Source organism: Streptomyces sp. NPDC091209 (assembly GCF_044757755.1).
Taxonomy (GTDB): domain Bacteria; phylum Actinomycetota; class Actinomycetes; order Streptomycetales; family Streptomycetaceae; genus Streptomyces.
In genome coordinates this window covers 40,740-62,384 of record NZ_JBIVVR010000007.1, presented here as the reverse complement: position 1 = coordinate 62,384, position 21,645 = coordinate 40,740, and the positions used below count along the sequence as shown (strand labels likewise).

18 protein-coding genes and 1 pseudogene are annotated in these 21,645 nt (G+C 73.2%); 7 read left to right on the top strand and 12 right to left on the bottom strand.

Annotated features, from left to right (window positions below; genetic code table 11):
• Window positions 1–93: 93 nt before the first annotated feature.
• Window positions 94–1,776 carry an MFS transporter gene (locus ACIQRL_RS21245; protein WP_401333532.1) on the bottom strand — a complete coding sequence of 561 codons (1,683 nt, stop codon included), beginning with the start codon at window positions 1,774–1,776 and terminating at the stop codon, window positions 94–96.
• Window positions 1,777–2,033: 257 nt separating this feature from the next.
• Here ACIQRL_RS21245 and ACIQRL_RS21240 point away from each other — a divergent pair, with 257 nt between their 5' ends.
• Both ACIQRL_RS21240 and ACIQRL_RS21235 read left to right on the top strand, forming a co-directional pair.
• The gene (locus ACIQRL_RS21240) at window positions 2,034–3,215 is read left to right on the top strand and encodes a glycosyltransferase family 39 protein (protein ID WP_401333529.1); all 1,182 of its coding nucleotides are present in this window, start codon (window positions 2,034–2,036) and stop codon (window positions 3,213–3,215) included.
• A 250-nt stretch (window positions 3,216–3,465) separates the two neighbouring features.
• A complete protein-coding gene (locus ACIQRL_RS21235; protein WP_401333526.1) occupies window positions 3,466–4,494 on the top strand; it encodes a phosphatase PAP2 family protein in 1,029 nt (342 codons plus the stop codon).
• Window positions 4,495–4,646: 152 nt separating this feature from the next.
• Here ACIQRL_RS21235 and ACIQRL_RS21230 read toward each other — a convergent pair whose 3' ends face one another.
• From ACIQRL_RS21230 to ACIQRL_RS21215, 4 genes are all read right to left on the bottom strand, one after another.
• Window positions 4,647–4,862, bottom strand: coding sequence for an I78 family peptidase inhibitor (locus ACIQRL_RS21230; protein ID WP_401333523.1), 216 nt, complete (start codon window positions 4,860–4,862; stop codon window positions 4,647–4,649).
• Between the two features lie 363 nt (window positions 4,863–5,225).
• On the bottom strand, window positions 5,226–6,227 hold the full coding sequence (locus ACIQRL_RS21225; protein WP_401333520.1) for a helix-turn-helix transcriptional regulator: 1,002 nt from the start codon (window positions 6,225–6,227) through the stop codon (window positions 5,226–5,228).
• 188 nt (window positions 6,228–6,415) lie between these two features.
• Window positions 6,416–7,696, bottom strand: coding sequence for an ABC transporter substrate-binding protein (locus ACIQRL_RS21220; RefSeq protein ID WP_401333517.1), 1,281 nt, complete (start codon window positions 7,694–7,696; stop codon window positions 6,416–6,418).
• Window positions 7,697–7,702: 6 nt separating this feature from the next.
• On the bottom strand, window positions 7,703–8,245 hold the full coding sequence (locus ACIQRL_RS21215; protein ID WP_401333515.1) for a hypothetical protein: 543 nt from the start codon (window positions 8,243–8,245) through the stop codon (window positions 7,703–7,705).
• A 122-nt stretch (window positions 8,246–8,367) separates the two neighbouring features.
• Here ACIQRL_RS21215 and ACIQRL_RS21210 point away from each other — a divergent pair.
• The 3 genes and pseudogenes from ACIQRL_RS21210 to ACIQRL_RS21200 form a co-directional block, all read left to right on the top strand.
• Window positions 8,368–8,841, top strand: a pseudogene (locus ACIQRL_RS21210) (hypothetical protein); the annotation flags it as partial.
• 152 nt (window positions 8,842–8,993) lie between these two features.
• Window positions 8,994–11,993, top strand: coding sequence for an ATP-binding cassette domain-containing protein (locus ACIQRL_RS21205; RefSeq protein ID WP_401333512.1), 3,000 nt, complete (start codon window positions 8,994–8,996; stop codon window positions 11,991–11,993).
• Entirely contained in the window at window positions 11,990–12,718 is a 729-nt protein-coding gene (locus tag ACIQRL_RS21200; protein ID WP_401333510.1) for an ATP-binding cassette domain-containing protein, read from the top strand. The genes ACIQRL_RS21205 and ACIQRL_RS21200 overlap by 4 nt, the downstream gene beginning before the upstream one ends.
• On the opposite strand, the gene ACIQRL_RS21195 is transcribed toward ACIQRL_RS21200, so the two are convergent.
• Complete coding sequence (locus ACIQRL_RS21195) at window positions 12,606–13,304, bottom strand: transglycosylase family protein (RefSeq protein WP_401333507.1); 699 nt, start codon at window positions 13,302–13,304, stop codon at window positions 12,606–12,608. The genes ACIQRL_RS21200 and ACIQRL_RS21195 overlap by 113 nt on opposite strands.
• Window positions 13,305–13,423: 119 nt before the next feature.
• Window positions 13,424–14,122 (bottom strand): transglycosylase family protein, encoded by a 699-nt coding sequence (locus ACIQRL_RS21190; RefSeq protein WP_401333504.1) that lies wholly within the window; start codon window positions 14,120–14,122, stop codon window positions 13,424–13,426.
• A gap of 535 nt (window positions 14,123–14,657) precedes the next feature.
• On the opposite strand from ACIQRL_RS21190, the gene ACIQRL_RS21185 reads away from it, so the two are divergent.
• Complete coding sequence (locus tag ACIQRL_RS21185) at window positions 14,658–15,431, top strand: hypothetical protein (protein ID WP_401333501.1); 774 nt, start codon at window positions 14,658–14,660, stop codon at window positions 15,429–15,431.
• A 576-nt stretch (window positions 15,432–16,007) separates the two neighbouring features.
• Window positions 16,008–16,349 (top strand): hypothetical protein, encoded by a 342-nt coding sequence (locus ACIQRL_RS21180; RefSeq protein ID WP_401333498.1) that lies wholly within the window; start codon window positions 16,008–16,010, stop codon window positions 16,347–16,349.
• 78 nt (window positions 16,350–16,427) lie between these two features.
• Here ACIQRL_RS21180 and der read toward each other — a convergent pair whose 3' ends face one another.
• From der to aroH, 5 genes are all read right to left on the bottom strand, one after another.
• The gene (gene der, locus ACIQRL_RS21175) at window positions 16,428–17,906 is read right to left on the bottom strand and encodes a ribosome biogenesis GTPase Der (protein WP_401333496.1); all 1,479 of its coding nucleotides are present in this window, start codon (window positions 17,904–17,906) and stop codon (window positions 16,428–16,430) included.
• A 77-nt stretch (window positions 17,907–17,983) separates the two neighbouring features.
• On the bottom strand, window positions 17,984–18,697 hold the full coding sequence (locus ACIQRL_RS21170; RefSeq protein ID WP_401333494.1) for a lysophospholipid acyltransferase family protein: 714 nt from the start codon (window positions 18,695–18,697) through the stop codon (window positions 17,984–17,986).
• On the bottom strand, window positions 18,655–19,350 hold the full coding sequence (gene cmk, locus ACIQRL_RS21165; protein WP_401333491.1) for a (d)CMP kinase: 696 nt from the start codon (window positions 19,348–19,350) through the stop codon (window positions 18,655–18,657). The genes ACIQRL_RS21170 and cmk overlap by 43 nt, the downstream gene beginning before the upstream one ends.
• Before the next feature lie 462 nt (window positions 19,351–19,812).
• Window positions 19,813–20,898, bottom strand: a complete 1,086-nt coding sequence (locus ACIQRL_RS21160) for a prephenate dehydrogenase (RefSeq protein ID WP_401333488.1) — start codon at window positions 20,896–20,898, stop codon at window positions 19,813–19,815.
• Complete coding sequence (gene aroH, locus ACIQRL_RS21155; RefSeq protein ID WP_401333485.1) at window positions 20,895–21,257, bottom strand: chorismate mutase; 363 nt, start codon at window positions 21,255–21,257, stop codon at window positions 20,895–20,897. The genes ACIQRL_RS21160 and aroH overlap by 4 nt, the downstream gene beginning before the upstream one ends.
• Window positions 21,258–21,645 lie beyond the last annotated feature (388 nt).

Sequence of the window (21,645 nt, the reverse complement as noted above, 5' to 3'; positions counted from 1 at the left end):
CCCTTCCGCACAGCACACCGGCCGAGGCGAGCGGGGCACCTGACGCCCAGGCGGGCGGGGCACCCACGGGGAACGGCACGAGGCCAGGAACCCCTAAGCGGAGACGCGGGTCCCGGCGATGTCCCTGGAGGCCGGGATCGCGGCCGGCCCCGGGGCGGAGTCCGCGGTGGAGTCCGCCGCGAAGCCGGTCTCGGCCCGGACGGAGTCCGCGTCCGCGGCGGAGCTCGCCGCGGGTGCACCGCAGTCCATGACCCGCGGCAGCCGCAGCGCCATCGCGGCGCCCAGCAGCAACAGTCCCGCGCTCACCAGCAGCGTCACATGCAGTCCGTGCACGAAGGAGTCCCGGGCGGCCTGCCGCAGGGCGCCCCCGGTCGTGCCCCCGAGCCGGTCGGCGACCTGGTACGCCTCGCCGAGCGAGTGTCCCGCCGCCGCCGAATCGGCCGCCCCGACGCCGGGGACGGACGACAGTCCCGGCGCGTACGCCGCGTTCATCACACTGCCCAGCAGCGCGATCCCTATGCCCGCGCCCAGTTGGTACGAGGTCTCGCCTATCGCCGCGGCGCCGCCCGACTGCGCCTGCGGGGCCTCGCTCAGCATGGACTCGTAGGCCCCGAAGAGCGTGGTCTCCAGACCGAAGCCGAGCAGGACGAAGCCGAGGAGCAGCAGCCCGGTGTTGTCGTTGCCGCCCATCGCGGTGAGCGTGACCACGGCGGCCGCGGTGAGACAGAACCCGAAGCAGACCATCGAGCGCGGCCCGAACCGCCGCAGCAGTTTCGCCCCCGCGAGCCCCGCGGCCATCGCCGCGACGGTGAGGGGCAGCAGCCGCAGCCCGGTCTGCAGGGGTGACAGGCCGAGCACGAGCTGCAAGTACTGCGCGGCGATCAGTTCGAGCCCCACCAGGGCGAGCATGGCGAGGACGATGCAGCCCACCGACGTGCTGAAGGCCGGACGCGCGAACATGCGCAGGTCCACCAGCGGATGCGCGCGCCGCCGCTGCCGCCGTACGAAGACGGCCATCAGCACCCCGCCGAGGAGCAGCGGCGCCAGGGTGAAGGGGCTGAAGGGGGCCTCGCCGGCGCCGAGGCGCTTCACGCCGAGGACGAGTCCGAACAGACCGGCGGCGGCCATCAGCGCCCCGACCACGTCCCAGGGACCGTCGCGGTCACCGCGGGACTCGGGCAGCAGCAGCCGTCCGATCGGCAGACTGACGATCATCAGCGGGATGTTGACGAGGAAGACCGATCCCCACCAGAAGTGTTCGAGGAGGAAGCCGCCGAGCAGCGGTCCGACCGCCGCGCCGACGGCGGCGACCGCGCTCCAGATGCCGATCGCGAACGCCCGCTCGCGCCGGTCGGGGAAGACCTGGCGCAGGATCGAGAGCGTGGCCGGCATGATCATCGCGCCGCCGACGCCGAGCAGGGCGCGGGCGCCTATCAGGAGCTGTGCGCTCCCGGAGAAGGCCGCGATGCCCGAGGCGACGCCGAAGAGGGCGTAACCGAGGAGGAGGACACGCCGGCGGCCGACGCGGTCACCGAGCGTGCCGAAGAGGATGAGGAGCGCGGCGCAGACGAGCGGATAGACGTCGACGATCCAGAGCAGTTCTATCGCGCCGGGCTTCAGGTCCTCGGTGACGGCGGGGACCGCGACATGGAGCACGGTGGCGTCGAGGGCGACCAGCAGCAGGCTGACGCACAGAACGACGAGGACGACCCAGCGGTTGGCACCGACCCCGGCTTCCCGACGGCATCGCGCAGCGGCCGTGGTCGTCCCGGACATGTACGTACCTCCAGAGGTTCCCTCGCGTTCTGCGGATCCGCAGGGTGGGGACTCCCTGGGGTTGCGGCCCGGAGAGCGGAGTCCCGGGCCCACGCAACAAAGGCGAGTGAGCCGTCAGCGTACGCGAGTTCTCGCCGAGGACACGTGGCGGACCTCTCACGTTCGCCTGGCCAGGAGTGTGGTGTACACCACGCTCTCTGCTGCTCGTAACGCCCCGCGCGACTCGACGGTTCCGGGTCCCGCCGATAATCGAGCCCGTGACCGATCCCGAGACTCCCGCCGCGACACCGCTCCGCGCGGGTGCCCTGCGCCGCGCCGCACCCGCCCTCCTCGGGTACGCGGCCGTCCGCGCCCTGGGCCTCGTCACCCTCGCCGTGTGGAGCGCGGCGAACGGCAAGAGCGCCCACCGGCTGCTGGCGCAGCGCTGGGACTCGCTCTGGTACACCCGGGTCGCCGAGCTCGGCTACGGCTACGAGGTCCGCCTCCCGAACGGTGACGTGCACGCGAACCTCGCGTTCTTCCCGCTGCTGCCGTGGCTGGAGCGGCTGGGTTCGGCGGTGACCCCGCTGTCCTACCCGGACGCGGGCCTGCTGGTCAGCGCGGTGGCCTCGCTCGCCGCGGCCTGGGGGATCTTCGCGGTCGCCGACCATGTGCACGGCCGCCGGGCCGGAGTGTGCGCGGCGCTGGTGTGGGCTGCCCTGCCGGTCGGCATCGTGCAGTCGATGGCGTACAGCGAGTCACTGTTCACGGCGCTCGCCGCGTGGTCGCTGTACGCGGTGCTGACCGGCCGCTGGCTGACCGCGGGCCTGCTCGCCGCGTTCGCCGGGCTCACGCGGCCGGTGGGGGTCGCGGTGGTCGCGGCCCTGTGGGTGGCGGCGATTACCTCGTTCGTGGGAGAACGCCGGCACGGCGGAAGCACAACCCTGACGGACGGCGCACGCGGGTGGCGGCGCGCCCTCGCCATGATCATCGCGCCGCTCGGCGCCGCCGGGTACGTGCTGTGGGTGGGTCACCGCACGGGCAAGGGCCCGCTCGGCTATCTCGACGTCCAGGCCGGCTGGCGCAACGGCTTCGACGGCGGTTACGCCTTCGGCCGCTTCGTGGCCGAAAAGCTCACCTCGTTCCCGTCGGCCCTGGCCGGTGCCGGGCTGATCGCCGGCGTCGCGCTGGTGCTCTGGCTCTACGTGACATGTGTACGCCAGAAACAGCCGCCGGCACTCCTGGTCTACGCGGGGATCGTCCTCGCGCTCGCCCTGTGCGCGTCGAGCTACTTCGGCTCGAAACCACGCCTGCTGCTGCCCGCCTTCCCCCTCCTGTTCCCGCTCGCGGTGGCCCTGGCACGGCTGCGTACCTCCAGGTCGGCGCTGCTCCTCGGAGGCGTCTCGGTGGCCTCGGCGGTCTACGGGGCCTTCTGGCTGAACGGCTCGGGACCGCCGTGACCGGCCCGGCCGCACCCCCTCAGAACCGGTGAGCGGCCCGAGAATTCCACCCCATCATTCGGTGAACGAATATAAAAGTGCCATAAAATTGAAGACCTCCAGGGATCAAAGGAATTGAAGGCTCCGTGCGCCGGAGATTAGAGATTCATTGGAAATGAACATGATCCTGAGAGGAATCCCACATCACATCGTCATCACAAACCGAGTGAATCAGCCTGGAACGCAGCTCACTCGCTGTAACGTCGATTGAGTGCGTACCGAACGAAACCTCACCCGTCTGGACCGGGTCTTCGCCCGGCTGGACCGTGAGCCGGAACGACCGGCCCACATCGATGTGCCGAAGATGAGTCGGCACAGGGTTGTCCTCTTCACGGCGACCCTGGCCTTCTACCTGGCGATCGTGTGGGCCGTGGCGATCACGTCGTGGCTGGTCCGGTTCGACTGGCAGGTCATGTTCTTCCGGCCCTACCAGCAATGGCCGGGGATCCACGCGTTCCTGGACTACTACGTGGTGCTCGGCCAGCGCGGCCCCACCGCCGTGATGGTCGCCTCGTGGCTGGGCTGGCGCTCCTGGCGGCAGCACACACTGCGCCCACTGCTCACCCTGGGCGCGTCCCTGCTGCTGCTCAACATCACGGTCGGCGCCGCGAAGCTCGGCATGGGCCGCCTCGGCCCGCACTACGCCATCACCATCGGCTCGAACGAAATGGGCCTGGGCGGCGATATATTTCCTTCCGGCCACACCGCCAACGCCGTCGTGACCTGGGGAATCCTGGCCTATCTGGCGTCGACCCCGAGAGCCCGACGCTGGCTCTCCGCGCTGTCCGCCGTCACCTCGCTCGGCGTCGGCCTCACGACCGTGTACCTGGGTACGCACTGGCTGAGCGATGTCCTGCTGGGCTGGGCCGCCGGCCTGCTGATCCTGCTCGCGCTGCCCTGGTGCGAGCCGCTGATCGCCCGCTCCGAGGCCGGGATCTTCTCGCTGCGCGACCTGTGGCGCTCCCGTCGCGGCCGTACGGCACCCACGCCCGCACCCGCGCCCTCGCCGGTCGGCGCCCCGGTCATGTCCCCGCGGCCCGTCGTGGACGGCGACGCGCCGGCCCGAGAGCCCGTCACGTCCCGTCCGCCCAGAGCCCCCGTCCACCTGGCGCCGGGCCCCCACACCGCCCGCTCGGAGCGCACCCCGGTGACCCCGGCGGGCAGCCGCCGCCCGCCGCACCCGGACCGTCCGGCGCGCGCGGCCACGGCCGCCTCCGCCCGGCCTCTGACCGGCGGCTGAAGACCGCGGGGCCGGTACGCACAACCTCGCCCCGCACCGCGATGGCCCCCGGCTCGACGAGCCGGGGGCCTTCGCACATCCTGTCGCGGCGCTCACCGCCGATCCGCCCGCTCCGGCGCCGGAGCGGGCGGACTCCGCACCGAGGCCGTCGCTCAGCCCTTCCAGCAGCGCGTGACCGTACCGTCCGTGACCTCGAAGTTCAGCCGCCCCACCAGGTACTCCATGGTGATGATCGCGCCGGGCGGCAGCGAGCGCACCGACGACCAGCCGTGCTCCCGCGCGCGCTCCTCGGCACTGCTCACCTCCAGTCCGACATAGCTCTCCGGACTGTCCTGCGGCTCTGTGTGAGAGGGGGGAATGGGTGTCATGACCGCCACGTTAGGCGGCGCGCCCCGGCGGTGGAAGGCCGATCGGCGACCAAGCGTCACCTGTCCCCCGCCGGTCACGCTTCTGTCACAGGATCACGACACGTGTTTCGCGGAACTGCGTCACCCGTTCGAGGGGCCCCTACGCCTTCCGCGCACCTTCGAACGTAATTCGGAGGCGTCGCCCGAAAATCTCGAATAGCCCCGCGGATTGTGGGATCGGGGTGTCGGCGCGCGTTCGGCGACGCATTTCCATTCCGGTCCGCTCCGATTCCGCCACGCGCCGCGGAAGCTGACGCCGCATAAGAAATACACGCTTCGAGCACAGAACCCCCGCACCGGCTCCGCCGGTACCCGGGGTGGCCCCTACCGCGGGTCGGCCGTGATCGACGCCCCCTCCGGACCCGGCCTCTCCAGGGCGCGCGACAACCGGTCCCGGGCCGTCCTGATCGCGTCGACGAGTTCGGCGGGCTCGATGATCTCGAACTCGAATCCCATCAGCATCACGTGAATGACCATGCCGTCGAGGCTCGCCGCCCCGGTGCGCAGAACGCAGCTGTCCTTCCCCGAGGCCTCCAGGGTCCCGGCCGAGGGCGAGATCCGCGCGGCGGCCTCCTCCAGCGGCACCAGCAGCCGGACGACGGCGTTGGTGGCGTAGGCGCGGGTCGAGACGCCCCGGGAGACGTAGTCGGCCAGATTCTCGGCCGGTGGCGTACGGGGTGCGAAGTGCGGTCCGTGCGGCGGCCGGGGCGTGACGCGGTCGGCCCGGAAGGTCCGCCAGTCGTCGCGGTCGACGTCCCAGGCGACCAGGTACCAGCGGTGCTCGGTGCACACCAGGCGGTACGGCTCGACGGTGCGGCGCGTCGAGGAGCCCGCGTGGTCCCGGTACTCGAAACGCAGCCGCTCGCTGTCGCGGCAGGCGTTGGCCAGCTCGGTGAGAACGGTGGGGTCGACCGCCGAGGACTGCGGACCGCGCAGCATCGGCACGGTGAAGGCGTTCAGGGCACCGACCCGGCGTCGCAGCCGGCTCGGCAGGACCTGCTCCAGCTTGGCGAGGGCGCGTACGGAGGACTCGCCGATGCCCTCGATCCCCTGGCCGGCCGCCGTGCGCAGCCCGACGGCCACCGCGACCGCCTCGTCGTCGTCCAGCAGCAGCGGCGGCAGCTCGGCCCCCGCGCCGAGCTGGTAGCCGCCGCCCGTACCCGGACTGGCGTTGACGGGATAGCCCAGCTCGCGCAGCCGGTCCACATCACGGCGGACCGTGCGCGGGGTGACGCCCAGCCGCCCGGCGAGGTCCGCGCCCGACCATTCGCGGTGGGCCTGCAGCAGTGAGAGCAGGCGCAGCAGTCGTGCGGATGTCTCCAACATGGCGCCGAGTCTGCCAGCCCTTGCGGACAGCGACTGTCCGCAAGGGAGCGGGAGCATTCAGCCCCCGCGGCGTTCGAGGAGCAGCGTTCGAGGAGCGGAGTCGGGGGCGCCGAGCCGGGGGCGCCGAGCCGGGGGCGCCGACCTGGGGTGCCGAGTCGGGGCGCCGGCTCCAGGGACGACGGCGCTCGTCACGGGCGGTAGGGGATCTGCGGCACGTCGAAGCAGTTCGTGTTCATGTCCCCCTGGGAGACCCAGCCCTTGCCGTCGCGCCAGCGGGCCACCGAGAGACACGTCCGGCGCGTCTTCGGCGGCTCGGCCGAACGCTCGTAGGTGACGGGGATCAGCAGCCCGCCCGCGGTGTAGGGCTTCCCCCGGTTCATGAACGCGTCGACGCACGCGCGCGTGACGTCCGCCGGGGCGCAGGACCTCGCCGCGTCCGTGAACCACCGTGCCGCCGCCCACCCCTCCAGCTGCCACTGGGAATGCGTCGCCAGTCCGCTGGTCGCGTCACGGAACTCCCGTACGGCCGCGTCGCCGACGTCCTCGTAGTTGCGGCTCGACCCCGTGGCCCACAGCGCGTTGCGGCAGCGCGGCGCGTCCTTGTAGTCCTCGGGCACGGTGGACGTCCAGTTCTGGACGTTGGTGACCTTGGCGAGGACGTGCGCGCCGATGTCGTCCATGGCCTTGCAGAGCTGGGCGTTGCCGTGGGTGTCGAGGGCGTCGAAGACGAGATCGGCGCCCTGGTCCTTCAGGTCGGCCGCGACGGCGCGGAAGTCGGGCAGCGCGAAGTCGACCTGTTCGCCGACGACCCGGTAGCCCTCGGCCTTGAGCCCCTGGGTGACCAGCCGGGCGTAGGCGGCGGACGCGGACTGGTTGTAGGAGACGACGGCGGCCGTACGGGCGCCCTGAACGCGCTTGAAGTAGCGGTAGACCTCGGTACCGCCGTACAGCGTGCCGTCCCAGCCGGGCGTGCCGTCGCGCGGCGCGAGGCTGCCGTAGATCCCGTAGAGGTGCGGATAGGTGTCGTAGGCGGGACCGATGGGCTGGCCGCCGATGTCGGGCACGCGCGCGTGGGACACCTGGGAGGCGCCCGCGTAGTCGAGTGCGGTGGTGGCGACGAGGGCGACGACCTTGTCCTCGTCGACCAGCCGGTGCACACACGTGTTGTTGCCGACGCCGCTGCCGCCGTCGTCGCACAGCCGCACCTCGACCCGCCGCCCGCCGATGCCGCCCCGGGCGTTGAGCCGGTCGAAGTAGGCCTGCGCGCCGTCACGCGGTCCGGTGAAGGCGGAACCGCCCACGGGGCTGGTGGCGCTGCTGATCACCCCGACGCGGATCGGCGCGGTGGCTTCCCGCGGTGCGGGCGTGGCGCGGTTCTCGAAGTCGCTCTCGGGCAGCCGGCTGCCGCAGGCCGTGCCGAGCAGGAGCAGCAGGCCCGCGACGGCGGCGCCGGGCGCTGTGCGCCGCACCGCTGCTCAGCAGCCCGGGGCAGCGCTCGACGACGCGTTGCCGCTGAGCTGGACCAGCGCGCAGAGCGTGTTGACGGAGACCTTCCAGGTGCCGTTCTGCTCGACGGCCGTCCCGGAGGCGTTCGGCAGGGCGGTGGCGCCCTTCAGGGTCAGGGAGTAGGTCACGTCCGCCCCGGTGGGTGAGGTGAACTCGATCTTCTCGACCGTCGCCTTCACCTGCTGACCGCGCTGGTCGCCGTTGAAGCCCTGCAGCACCTGCGCCATCTGGTCGCCGTTCTCCAGGACCGCCTGCTTCTCCTTCGTGGAGACGGCCGGGTCGAAGAACTTCTCCCAGTTCTGCTTGATCTCCTTCTGCGCCGCCGCCGGATCGGCCGGAGCCGTGGGGCTGGGCTGCGCGCCGGTGGACGTCTCCACCGGGGGTGTCGGCGGAGCCGAGCTCGCGCCGCCGCTGCTGTCGCTGCACGCCGTGAGAGCCGCGGCGAGGACGAGGACCGCCGTCACCGCCGCTCCCCGGACACTGCCCCGCCTGAGGTCGCTCCCGAGAACCATCTGGCTCACCACCGGGTGTCGGTCCGGGCCATGTGCGCCCGGTGCTTTCAGGGTCAGCTTCCAGAGGGCATAGTGCAAGCCATTGGCTGACATGGACAGATACACGACGTGTGGGAGTCCGGATGCGGACAGCTCGACTGCGGACCGCGCACCCCGTCCTGTGGGCCGGCTGGGCCGCCCTCGCCGCGGGGGCGGTGCTGTGCGTCATCGGCTGGTACGGCATCTCCGGCGAGCGCTACGCGGAACGTCAGCTTCCTTACCTCGCCTCCTGCACGGTGCCCGGTGCCGCGCTGATCATCGCCGGCGCGGTGCTGCTCACGCACGGCAGGAACGCGCTGGCGGCGTCCCGCGTCGAGGAGCTGTACGGGCTGCTGGTGGCCGCCGCGCCCGACGACGCCGAGGATTCCGGACCGGCGGCGGCCGCGCCCGTGGCCGTCAGCGGCGAGCTCCTCATGGTGCCCGGCGGCACCCTGTACCACCGGGCGGACTGTCCCCTGGTCGCCGGGAAGCCGGAGGCCGTACCCGTCGACTCGCGTGTCCTGGCGAGCGGGGACCTGGGGCCGTGTCCGATCTGCGAACCGGACGCGGACGACGACCCCTCCGCAGGCGAGCTGCCCTCGCCCGCCTCGGGTGGGCCGCCCCTCGCCGAACGCCCGTCCACCCTCGACCTCCCGGACGCTCCCGGCCACCCGGACGCTCCCGACCGCTCGTCAGCCCCCGAGCGTCCGGCCGCCGACCCGGACCACTGATGTCCTCGCTAACGTACGACCTCACCCTGGCCGGTCTCTCGGTCGGCAGTGCCGCCGCGCTCACCGGGATCGGACTGATCGTCACCTACCGCGCCACCGGTGTGCTCAACTTCGCGCACGGCGCGATCGCGATGGTGTGCGCGTACCTGCTGCGCCAGTTCACGGTCGAGTGGGGCTGGCCGCTCGCGCTCGGCGCCTCGGTGACCCTGCTGGTGGTCGCCCCGGCCATCGGCATGGCTCTGGAGCGCTTCGTCTTCCGGCCGCTGGCCCTCCTCGGCGGCGACCCCGCGCAGAACCTGGTCGCGTCCATCGGGGTCTTCGTACTGCTGGTCGGCGGGGCGGCGCTGGTATGGGGCACCGGGGCGCGGGCCGACGCGCCGACGCTGGTGTCGGCGGATCCGTGGGGACAGCTGGGGGTGGCGGTCGCGCTGGCCGTGGGCGTCGGCGCGGTGACGCGCTGGACCCGCTTCGGCACCGAACTGCGGGCCGTCGTCGACGACCGCCCGCTCGCGGTGCTCGGCGGTATCGACGCGGACCGGGTGGCCGCGGCGGGCTGGGCCTTCGGCTCGTTCACGGCGGGCCTGACAGGCGTGCTCCTCGCGCCCTACGTACGGCTCGACCCGTACGGCCTGCCGCTGCTCGTCATGGAGGTGATGGCGGTCGCCGTGGCGGCCCGGATGCGCAGTCTCCCGGTCGCCGTCGTGGTCGCCCTCGGCATCGGGGTCGCCCAGAGCCAGCTCACCCGGCTGCACCCCACCGGCTGGGCGGAACCGCTGCTGCAGGCCGTCGGCGCCAACCTCTTCGTGGTCGCGCTGCTCGTCGCCGCGCTCGTGCTGCCCGGCATCGGCACCCGTGACGCGCTCCCGCGCGCGGCGACGGTCCGCGTGCCGACACCGCCCGCGGCCCGGGCCGTGGCCGTCGTGCTGTTCCTGCTGCCGCTCGGCTTCGCGGGCTCGGACCTGCACACCTCCGTGCAGGTGCCCGCGCTCGGTGTCGTCCTGCTGTCCCTCGTCGTGGTCACCGGCCGCGGCGGCCAGATCTCGCTGGGGCAGGCCGCGTACGCTGGTCTGGGCGCCCTCTTCACGGCGCTGCTGGCCGCGGGCCGCTTCCCGGGTCTGCCAAGGCTGCCCGGTCTTGCCGCGCTGGCGGTGGCCGTGCTCCTGGTGGCCCCGCTCGGCGTGCTGACCGGGTGGCCTGCCATCAAACGGCACGGCCTGGCGCTCGCCGTGGCCACCTTCGCGGTGGGCGTGGGCGTCAGCCGGTTCGTCTTCGCGCAGCCGTACGCGGTGGCCGGTCTGTCCCTGGACCGCCCGGCGGGGTTCGGCGGCGACCGCGCGTACTACGTCCTCGAACTCGTCCTGCTGGCCGTCGCGCTGCTCGCCGCGCACACGCTGCGCCGGGGCCGGACGGGCCGTGCCCTGGCCGCCCTGCGGGACCACGAGGCGGGCGCGTCGGCGGCGGGCGTCCGCGTCCCGGCCCTGAAACTGACCGCGTTCGCCGCGGGGGCCGCGCTGGCCGCGCTGGGCGGCGGCATGCTCGGCATGGGCCTGCGCGCCTTCGACGCGACCGCGTACGACCCCGTGCGCGGTCTGCTCTGGTTCGCGGCGGTCGTGGTGCTCGGGGCCGACAGCGTCCTCGGGGCGCTCGTCGCGGCGGCTCTGCTGGTCGGGCTCGACGCGGGGGCCCGCGGCGGGGTGGCGGCCGCCCTCATCGGTCTGCTCGCCGTCCTCGTCGGCCGCTTCCCCGAGGGCCCGTACCCGGCCCTGCGCGCGGCGGCGTCCCGGCTTCGGCCGCACCGCCGGGCGACCCTGACACCCCTGGGCGCGCGGGTCCGCCGGCATCTGCGCCCGTCGGGCGAGGGGCGGCCCGGGACACGCGGGCCACGGGCCGCCACGCGGGCCGTGGCGGTGGCCGGCGGGGGCCGGAGTGAGCCGGGGGCCGCCGGACGACCGCACCCCGACTCCCCCGCTTCGCCCACGTCGCCCCGCCCGGGCGAGGACGCCCAGCGGCCGGGGAGTCCACCGGACCCAGGGCGCCCGGTGGACGGCGCGCACCCGGCACGGCGGTCACCCCCCGGCCGGCGTCCGCGACCGAGACGCCCGTCCCGAACGGCCCTTCGGTCCCGCCCGTCCCGCCCGGGACCGGCGTCCGCGGCGCCGGACGCCGGTCCTCCTCCCGCGGTACCGGCCGGGCCTCCGGACCGCCCCGCGCGTGCCGAGCTCCCCGCTCCCCCCGTGGCGGCCGGGTCTCCACGCCGACCCGGCACGACGAGGCCGGCGGCGGACGGCGCCCCGTGCCCCGCCCCGGCTCCGCCGCCCTCTCTGACCGCCCGTCGGCTGCACGTCGCCTACGGCGGGTTCACCGCTCTCGACGGGGTCTTCCTCGACATCCCGCCGGGCCGGGTCACCGCGGTCGTGGGGCCCAACGGGGCCGGGAAGAGCACCCTCTTCCACTGTCTCGCCGGGACGCTGCGTCCCTCGGGCGGGCAGGTGCTGTTCGGAGGGCGGGACATCACCCGTCTGGCGGCACACGCGCGGACACGGCTGGGAATCGCGCGGACCTTCCAGCAGTTGGCGGTCTTCCCGTCGCTGACCGTGGCCGAGAACGTGCGGGTCGGCGCCGAGCAGGGGCGGATCGCCGATCCGGGGGCGGTGGAGCGGGCCCTGCGGCTGCTCGGGCTCGACGGGCCGGTGCGGTCGCTGCCCGCGGCGGGCCTGCCGACCGGGACGCTCCGGCGCGTCGAACTGGCCCGGGCGCTCGCCGGGAGCCCCCGGGTGCTGCTGCTCGACGAACCCGCGGCCGGCCTCGACACCGGCGAGGTGACCGCGCTGGCCCGGGTGCTGCGGGCGCTGGCCGCGGACGGCATGGCCCTCCTGGTCGTCGAGCACGATCTCGATCTGGTCGCCGACCTGGCCCACACCGTCCACGTCATGGCGGCCGGACGGATCGTCACCTCGGGGCCCGCCGACCGGGTCCTGGACACGAGGACGGGCGGATGAGCATCGCCCTGCGCGGCGCGCGCGTGCGCTACGGCCCCCTGGAGGCCCTGCACGGCGTGACCCTGGTAGCCCCGGGCCCCGGCCTCACCGTCCTGCTGGGCCGCAACGGCTCCGGCCGTACGACCGCGCTGCGCGCCCTCGCCGGGACCGTGCCGCTGTCCGCCGGTGCCGTCGTCTGGGACGGCGCCGACGTGACGCGCCTGCCCGCGTTCGAGCGGGCCCGGCGCGGGCTGTGCCTCGTCCCGGAACGCCGGGCCGTGTTCGCCTCCCTGACCGTCCGCGAGAACCTGGAGCTCGCCGCCGCCGACCTCGCGGCCGCCCTGGACGCCTACCCGCAGCTCGCGCCGCTCCTGCCCCGCCGCGCGGGCACCCTCTCCGGCGGCGAACAGCGCATGCTCGCCCTGTCCCGCGCCCTGTCGCCCCGCGCGCGCGTGGTGCTCGTCGACGAGCCCGCGCAGGGCATGTCGCCGGCGGTCGCGGCCCGGACGTACGCGTTGCTCGGCGCTCTCGACGCGTGCGTGGTGGTCGCCGAGCAGCGACTGCCGCCGGGACTGCGCGAGCGGGCGGGCCGGACGACGTACGTGCATGAACTGCGCCGTGGCGCGATCGTGTTCAGCGGAGAGGCGGCCGAAGCGGCGGCGCGGAACGGCGGGCCGCAGGGCTCAGGGGCGGGCCGAACAGGGCGGGGGCCGCGGTCCGGGCGGCGCCCGCGGCCTTCGGGATGACGAGCCGGATGCCCTTGGCCAGCCGGTCCGGAGTGCTGCCGATCTTCTTCTTGTTGACGTTGTAGAGCGTCTGCCAGCCGCCTTTGACCCCGTACTTGCGGGCGATGGACGCGAGCGTCTCGCCGGCCTTCACGACATGGAACGGGCCCTGCAGTCCGTACGCCCTGGAACAGTCGGGCCAGGCGCCCCATCCCTGGACGGACAGCACCTTCTCGGCGACCTTGATCTGTTCGGCGCGCGTGGCGAGATCGGCGCGGGGAGCGTAGCCGAGCCCCCCGAACGCGACCCAGGTGGACTGGAAGAACTGAAGCCCCCCGTAGAAGCCGTTCCCGGTGTTCGCGTGCCAGTGCCCACCGCTCTCGCAGTCGGCGAGGCAGGTCCAGGGCCACTCGTCGTCCGCGCAGTCGTAGCCGACCCGGGCCGCCCCGGGGCCGGGAAGCGGGGGCGGCGGTACGGCTCGCGCGTTCTGGGGCACGAGAGCGACAAGCACGGCGGCGACCACGGCCGCGTACCGCGCACGTCCGCTCGATCGCCCGGACGCGGTCCATGTGGTCGGCGGGGTCCGCCTGGTCGGCATGAAGGACATCGGGCCACGCTAAGCAGGCCGTCCCGCTCACCCGCCCAGCCGCGCCCGGCAGGCCCGGGGCCCCACCCGGTCGGACGACCGGGCGGGGCCCCGGGCCCGGGACGAGGGGGGAGCGTTGCTCAGATGTCGAGCCGCTGCCCGGGCACGATCAGGTCGGGATCACCGCCGATGACGGTCTTGTTGGCGGCGTAGATCTTCCGCCAGGTGGTCCCGTGCCGCGCGGCGATGGCACTCAGGGTGTCGCCTTCGCGGACGGTGTAGTCGCCGCGGGACGAGCCGCGGTTGGTGTGGCCCGACGGACGGGCCGGCGCCTTCGCCGGTGCCCGCTTCGGCGGGGCGGACTTGGACGTGGGCGCGGACTTCGGCTCCGAGTTGGTGGTCGCCGATCCCGCGGCCGACCCGGTCCCCGAGGAGCCGGGCGCGCTTCCGTAGGCCCCGGCACGCGCCGAGCAGGTGGGCCAGGCACCCCATCCCTGTGCGCTCTGGACCCTGCTCGCGACGGCTATCTGCCCGCTCCTGGAAGCCTGGTCGGCGGTCGGCGCGTACGCCGTGCCGCCGTAGGCGCGCCAGGTTCCGGCGGAGAACTGGAGCCCCCCGTAGTAGCCGTTGCCGGTGTTGATGTGCCAGTTGCCGCCGCTCTCGCACTGGGCGATGCGGTCCCACACTCCACTGTCGGCCGCGGCGGCGTCACCGGTCGCGGCGAGCAGTCCGAGCGGGGCGAGCAGTGCCGCCCCGGCGAGGACCGCCGTCGTACGTGTCCTGTTCGCCGTACGAACCTTGTGACTGTTCTCGTGAGTGCTGTCGGCACATGCGGACATGTAGTTCCCTCTCGAAACACCCGGGGTCCCCCAGGACGGGACGCGATGGCCTGCGTGTAGGACGCGACCGTCGCGCTCCGACCCGTCCGCCGACGGCCGTGCTGTGATCCGGTGCGGATCGGCCGGCGGACGTACCCGAGCGGTGCTCGTTGCACACAGCGCAGGAACCTATGGACCTGGGCGCCCCGATATCAACCAACTCTTTGTCATTCGAGGCCAGTTAGCCGTTACCGCAGGTATCATCGATTTTCGGCCACCCACTTCATTGGGTGATTTCCTGATTTGTCGACCTGCGCCTCGTGCGAGCTGTGACTCACTTCACCTCATCAACTTCCCTACGACTCCTGAAAGTTGACTCGGAGTAACCAATTCCGGGGGTGTCTTCACCCTGGGCGTCGGATGGTTCGATTCCGTTCGCTCCCGAGCGTGACTCCGGCCACAGATCACCCGTTGACATCTTCATGAGCCGGGAACCCCCGACTCATGGGCCGGGAGCCACCCGGCACCGCCACGCACCGCATCCCGAGGAGCCACCGTGCCGCGCATGCTCGACGTCAGCGACGACGTACGCGCCGAGATCGGCGACGAAGAAGCCGACCGGCTGCTCGCCGGAGAGAACGCCCCCGGCAGTTACGACTGCACGTCGTGCCGCACCCCGGGCGACTCGGAACAGGAGCGCACCAGCACCGTCCTGTTCATCGGCGACGAGACCGCCGTCCTCGCCTTCGCCCACGCCACCTGCCTGCCCTCACAGGTCGTGCAGGTCACCGAGGAACAACTCCAGGGCGCCGTCCGCTCGATCCACCCCGACGGCGCGCCCGCCGACATCGGACCCGAGCAGGCCGTTCTCGGTGTCACCAGCGGACTCGTGCTGATCAACGGCGAGTTGCACCCGGCGCTCGTCGTCGAGCCCACCGGGCCGATCGTGCGGCCCGGCTCGACCGACATCGGCGACGACTTCCTGCCCCTGCTGATCGAGCAGGGCTTCATGCCCGCGACCGAGCTGAACTCGGTGCCGCCGGTCCTGCACGGCTGGTCCGTACTGCTCGCCATGGGCCAGCTCCACGCCGTGCTCCAGCCCGGCACCGGCGGCGGCTCGCCCGTCGCCTGGTGGCAGGCCCACCATGCGCTCCAGGTCACCGAGAGCTGGCGCGCCGCCGCCAACAAGCACCAGCAGGTGCTCCTGTTCGCGGCGCCGGTCGGCTCGATCGGCCGCCAGCCCCGGGAGGACCTGCTGCGCGACGCGCTCGACAAGGCGGCGGCCAACGGCAAACTGGTCGCGGCCGCGATGCCGCTCGCCGGCACGTGACGGCACCGCACGGCACGGCGGGGTCCGCCGGGAACCGCCCGCACGGCGCCGTGCGAAGGCTCGGCGGGGTCCGCCGGGAAGCCGGGGGCGCGGTCATCGCCCCCGGCGTTCGCCGGTGAACCGAGGACACGCCGCCGCTCCGGCATCCGCCGGGGTCCACCGGTGTCCATCGGGGAACTGAAAGCGGGGCGACGCACCGGCGTTCGACGGGACACACCGGGAACCCAGGGCATGGACGCCACTCCGGGATTCGGCGGGGGCCGGGAGCCGAAGGCGGGCGCCGTGCGGGCGTTCGGCGGGCGTTCGGCGGGCAGGAGCGAGGGTGTGCGGCCGGTGCCGGCCGTGGAGGGCTCCTTGTGCGGTTCCCCGCGCGGGGAACCGCACCCTCGCGCCCCCGCGTGCGCCGCTCACTCCGGACGGCCCGCGAAATGACCGTGCCGGCCGCATCTGTTGGGCGGCGAGGTCGTTGGCACGTACGTGCACACCTACGACGTCCCCGGCCACCGGCCCTTCCAGCCGGTCCCTCCCTCGGGCTCCCCCCTCCGTTCGAGCAGAGAGGTGCCGGCGTCGCGACCGGTGCAGGACCCTCATCAGGGCGGTTCATCGGCCACGCCGATCTACGACGCGCTCTACGCGGAGTGGATCAGATCCTTCAGGACCCTGCCGGGCGACCGGCACGGCGAGGAAGATCTGGTTTTCCGGGCTTTCGGGAGTCTCGGGCGCGGATCGAACTCGTTCAGCTCGTCGGGCGCGTACAGCTCGTACAGCGCGGGCGCGCACACCGCGCGGCAGATCACCGCGCAGCACGGACCCACCTCGACGGCGACGGCCGTCTGGCAGCCGGGCGCACGCCAGCACGGCACCGCGATGCACCACATCCCGGCCGCACTGCCGCCCGCACCGCGCAGGGGTCTTTGAAGCGGCAAGGCCCTTGAGCGGTGATGCGTGAGGGGCGGCTCCCCCAGGGAGCCGCCCCTCACGCATCACCCGTGGGCGCTACTTCTTCTTGTTGGCGCCGCGCTTCTCGCGCACCCGCACCGAGATGTGGATCGGCGTGCCGGTGAAGCCGAACTCCTCGCGCAGCCGGCGCTCGATGAAGCGCCGGTAGCCGTGCTCGATGAAGCCGGAGGCGAACAGCACGAACCGCGGCGGCTTGGTGCCCGCCTGCGTACCGAACAGGATGCGGGGCTGCTTGCCGCCGCGGACCGGGTGCGGGTGGGCGGCGACCAGCTCGCCGAGGAAGGCGTTCAGGCGGCCGGTCGGGACGCGGGTCTCCCAGCCGTCCAGGGCCGTCTCGATCGCCGGGACGAGCTTCTCCATGTGGCGGCCGGTACGGGCCGAGACGTTCACCCGGGGCGCCCAGGCCACCTGGGCGAGCTCGGTCTCGATCTCCCGCTCCAGGTAGTAGCGGCGCTCCTCGTCGAGCGTGTCCCACTTGTTGAAGGCGAGGACGATGGCGCGGCCCGCGTCGACGGCCATGGTGACGATGCGCTGGTCCTGCACGGAGATGGTCTCCGACGCGTCGATCAGGATGACCGCGACCTCGGCCTTCTCGACGGCGGCGGCGGTGCGCAGCGAGGCGTAGTAGTCCGCGCCCTGCTGCAGGTGGACGCGCTTGCGGATGCCCGCCGTGTCGACGAACTTCCAGGTGATGCCGCCGAGTTCGATGAGCTCGTCGACCGGGTCACGGGTGGTGCCCGCGACCTCGTTGACGACCACGCGGTCCTCGTTTGCCACCTTGTTCAGCAGGGAGGACTTGCCGACGTTCGGGCGGCCGATGAGGGCGATGCGGCGGGGGCCGCCCACCGCGGTGCCGAAGGTCTGCGCCGGGGCCTCGGGCAGCGCCTCCAGGACGGCGTCGAGCATGTCGCCGGTGCCGCGGCCGTGCAGCGCGGAGACCGGGTGCGGCTCGCCGAGACCGAGGGCCCAGAGGTACGAGGCGTCGGACTCGCCGCTCATGCCGTCGACCTTGTTGGCGCACAGGACGACGGGCTTGCCGGCCTTGCGGAGAAGGCGTACGACCGCCTCGTCGGTGTCGGTCGCGCCGACCTTGGCGTCGACGACGAAGACGACGGCGTCGGCGGCCTCGATCGCGTACTCGGCCTGGGCGGCGACGGACGCGTCGATGCCGAGGACGTCCTGCTCCCAGCCGCCGGTGTCGACGAGCTTGAAGCGGCGGCCCGCCCACTCGGCCTCGTAGGTGACACGGTCGCGGGTGACGCCGGGCTTGTCCTCGACGACGGCCTCGCGGCGGCCGATGATGCGGTTCACCAGGGTCGACTTGCCGACGTTCGGGCGGCCGACGACGGCGAGGACGGGCAGCGGGCCGTGGCCCGCCTCACCGATCGCGCCCTCGACGTCCTCCAGGTCGAAGCCCTCTTCCGCGGCGAGCTCCATGAACTCCGCGTACTCGGCATCGCCAAGCGCCCCGTGCTCGTGTTCCGCCGAGCCGTCGGGCTGGATGTGGTCGTTCATGAAGTCCGTACCTCGTCGTTCATTCGTGGTGATCGGTGGATCACCCGTAAACCGGGTGATCCACTACTAAGTGTCGCCTAACGCCCGAGGGGGCGCCCGGCGTTTTCCGGGCGTCCGGTCAGACGCCTGGCGTGGTCCAGGTGTGCGCTGAGCTGTTTCTGGATGCGGCCGGTGGCCTCGTCCAGCGCCTGGCGCGTGCGTCGGCCGCTGCCGTCGCCCGCTTCGAAAGGGTCGCCGAAGACGACGTCGACCCTGCTGCGCAGCGGGGGCAGCGCCTTGGTCAGCCGGCTGGTCCGCTCGGAGCTTCCCAGCACCGCCACCGGGACGATCGGGGCGCCGCTGCGCACCGCGAAGTACGCGAGCCCGGCCCGCAGCGAGGCGAAGTCGCCCTCGCCCCGGGTGCCCTCCGGGAAGATCCCGAGGACGCCGCCGGACGCCAGGACGCCGAGGGCGTCGGTGATGGCCGTGCGGTCCGCGATCTCGCGGTCCACCTTGAGCTGGCCGATGCCCAGCAGGAACGGGTCGAGCGGGCCGATGAACGCTTCCTTCTTGATCAGGAAGTGCGTGGGCCTGGGCGCGACGCCCATGACCATCGGCCCGTCGATGTTGTGCGAGTGGTTCACGGCCAGGATCGCCGGGCCGGTCGCGGGGACCTTCCAGGCGCCGAGCACGCGCGGCTTCCACAGCCCGTACATCAGGCCGACGCCGATCCGGCGCCCGACGTCGGCGCGTCTCGCGGAGGGTGCGGTCACTTGGCGGCCCGCTTCTCCTCGACGAGGGTGACGACGCACTCGATGACCTGCTGGAGCGTGAGGTCGGAGGTGTCCACCTCGACCGCGTCGTCCGCCTTGGCGAGGGGGGAGGTCTTACGGCTGGAGTCGGCCGCGTCCCGCTTGATCAGCGCCTCGCGGGTCGCGTCGATGTCCGCGCCCTTGAGCTCGGCGCTGCGGCGGGAGGCACGCGCCTCCGGGGAGGCGGTGAGGAAGATCTTCAGGTCGGCATCGGGCAGCACGGTGGTGCCGATGTCCCGGCCCTCGACGACTATGCCGGCCGGCGCGGACCCGGCGAGGGTGCGCTGCAGCTCGGTGATCCGGGCACGCACCTCGGGCACGGCGCTGACCGCGCTCACCTTGGAGGTGACCTCCTGCGTGCGGATCGGGCCCGCGACGTCGGTCCCGTCGACCGTGATGGTCGGCTCGGCCGGGTCCGTACCGGAGATGATCTCCGGCTTCTCGGCCACGGCGGCGATCGCGGAGGAGTCCGTGATGTCGACGCCGTTGCTGACCATCCACCATGTGATGGCGCGGTACTGCGCCCCCGTGTCCAGGTAGCTCAGACCGAGCTTCGCGGCCACGGCCTTCGAGGTGCTCGACTTGCCCGTGCCGGAGGGGCCGTCGATGGCGACAATCACAGCCGGAGCGGTACGGGCGGCGCCGTTGTCCACGGTGGGAACACCTTCCTGGTGCGGGGCGGAGGTCTCTGCGGGACGCGATCGCGCCCCGCACAAGGTTACTGGCTCCACGGACCCCGTATTACTGGCCCGCCCCGGGGCCGCTCACGGAGCCCCGCCGGGGCACGCCCGGCGCCGCGCCGATCGCCGCCGCCGCGCCGGCACCACCGGAGGCCAGGGCGCCTCCCGCCCTTCGCACGGCCGCGCCTCCTCCGGCCCTCGGCACCGTCGACGGCCGTCCCCGAGCCGACCCCGCGACCCGCCGCGAGGCGGACCAGGGCCAGGGCCTCGACCGCCGGGCAGGCGGTCCAAGCCGGACCTCGGCTGCCGGGCAGGCGGCCCTCGGCTGCCGCGAGGCGGTCCCGGGCCGGCCCCGGCCCTGGGGCGTGCTCGGCGCGAGGCTCACGGCGGTGAGTCCGGCGGAGACTACGGTCCGCACGCCCTGCGCCGTCGCGCCTACTGGCGCAGCGCCCAGCCCCGCTCCCGCAGGGCCGCGCCGAGCACCGGCACCGCCTTCGGTTCCACCATGAGCTGGACCAGACCGGCCTGCTGACCGGTCGCGTGTTCGATGCGTACGTCCTCGATGTTGACCCCGGCCATCCCCGCGTCGGCGAAGATGCGGGCGAGCTGACCGGGCTGGTCGTCGATGAGGACGGCCACGACCTCGTAGGCGCGCGGCGCGGAGCCGTGCTTGCCGGGGACGCGGACCTGGCCCGCGTTCCCGCGGCGCAGGACGTCCTCGATGCCGGTGGCGCCCTCGCGGCGCTTGGCCTCGTCGGAGGACTGCAGGGCGCGCAGCGCCTGGACCGTCTCGTCGAGGTCGGCGGAGACGTCCGAGAGGAGGTCGGCGACCGGGCCCGGGTTCGCGGAGAGGATGTCGATCCACATCCGCGGGTCGGAGGCCGCGATCCGGGTCACATCGCGGATGCCCTGCCCGCAGAGCCGTACCGCCGTCTCCTCCGCGTGCTCCAGGCGCGCGGCGACCATGCTGGACACCAGGTGCGGCATGTGCGAGACGAGCGCCACCGCGCGGTCGTGGGCGTCCGCGTCCATGACGACGGGCACCGCACGGCAGTGCGACACCAGTTCCAGGGCGAGGTTCAGGACCTCGGTGTCCGTGTCCCGGGTCGGCGTGAGCACCCAGGGCCGCCCCTCGAAGAGGTCGCCGCTCGCGGCCAGCGGGCCGGACTTCTCACGGCCCGACATGGGGTGCGAGCCGATGTACGGGGTGAGGTCGAGGCCGAGCGCCTCCAGCTCGCGGCGGGGACCTCCCTTGACGCTGGCGACGTCCAGGTAGCCACGGGCGAGACCGCGCCGCATGGCGTCCGCGAGGGTCGCGGCGACGTGCGCGGGCGGTGCGGCGACGATCGCGAGGTCGACCGGTCCCCCGGGGGCCTCGTCCGTGCCGGCGCCCAGCGCGGCGGCCGTACGGGCCTGCTCCGGGTCGTGGTCGGCGAGGTGGACGACGACACCGCGCGCGGCGAGCGCGAGGGCCGCGGACGTGCCGATCAGCCCGGTTCCGATGACGAGCGCGGTCCTCACTGGGCGATGTCCTTGCGGAGCGCGCCCGCGGCGCCGAGGTAGACGTGCACGACGTCGGCGCGCGGCCGGTCGGACTCTATGTGGGCGAGAACACGGACGACCCGGGGCATCGCACCCTCGATGTCCAGTTCCTGCGCGCAGATCAACGGGACGTCGACGATGCCGAGCTTGCGCGCCGCCGCCGCCGGGAAGTCGCTGTGCAGATCGGGCGTCGCCGTGAACCAGATGCTGATCAGGTTGTCCGTGGTGAGCGCGTTGCGCTCCAGGATGGCGGTGAGCAGCTCGCTGACCTGCTCGTCCATGTGGACGGCCTCGTCCCGTTCCAGTTGGACGGCGCCCCGGACCGCTCGTACCGCCACGGTGATGCTCCTCGCTGATCTGTGTACACGTCGTGTCACACCAGCGTAGTCAGGCCCCCGCGCGCGGGTGCGCGGCGCCCGCCTGACGAGACGGGGCCACGCACCGGATCCGGCCGACGGCCCGTGCCGCCGCCCCGGATCCACGGCCGCCGGATGCCGACGGACCGCTGCTTGAGCCGGATCCAGGTGGGCCAGGATGTCGGCTCCTCCGGGGAGGCACCTGACCCGCCGTGGTCCCGCCTTTCGTGCGTGCGGCCGGGCGGAGGTGACCGCCCGGCCTCGGACTCCGCCGATGTCACCCGAATCGCCCTATTCCGCTACTTGTGGCGGGAACGCGCCCGTGCGCCTCTGGACGCGGGCGCGCGAGTCCGCTCTCATGGCAGGAGAC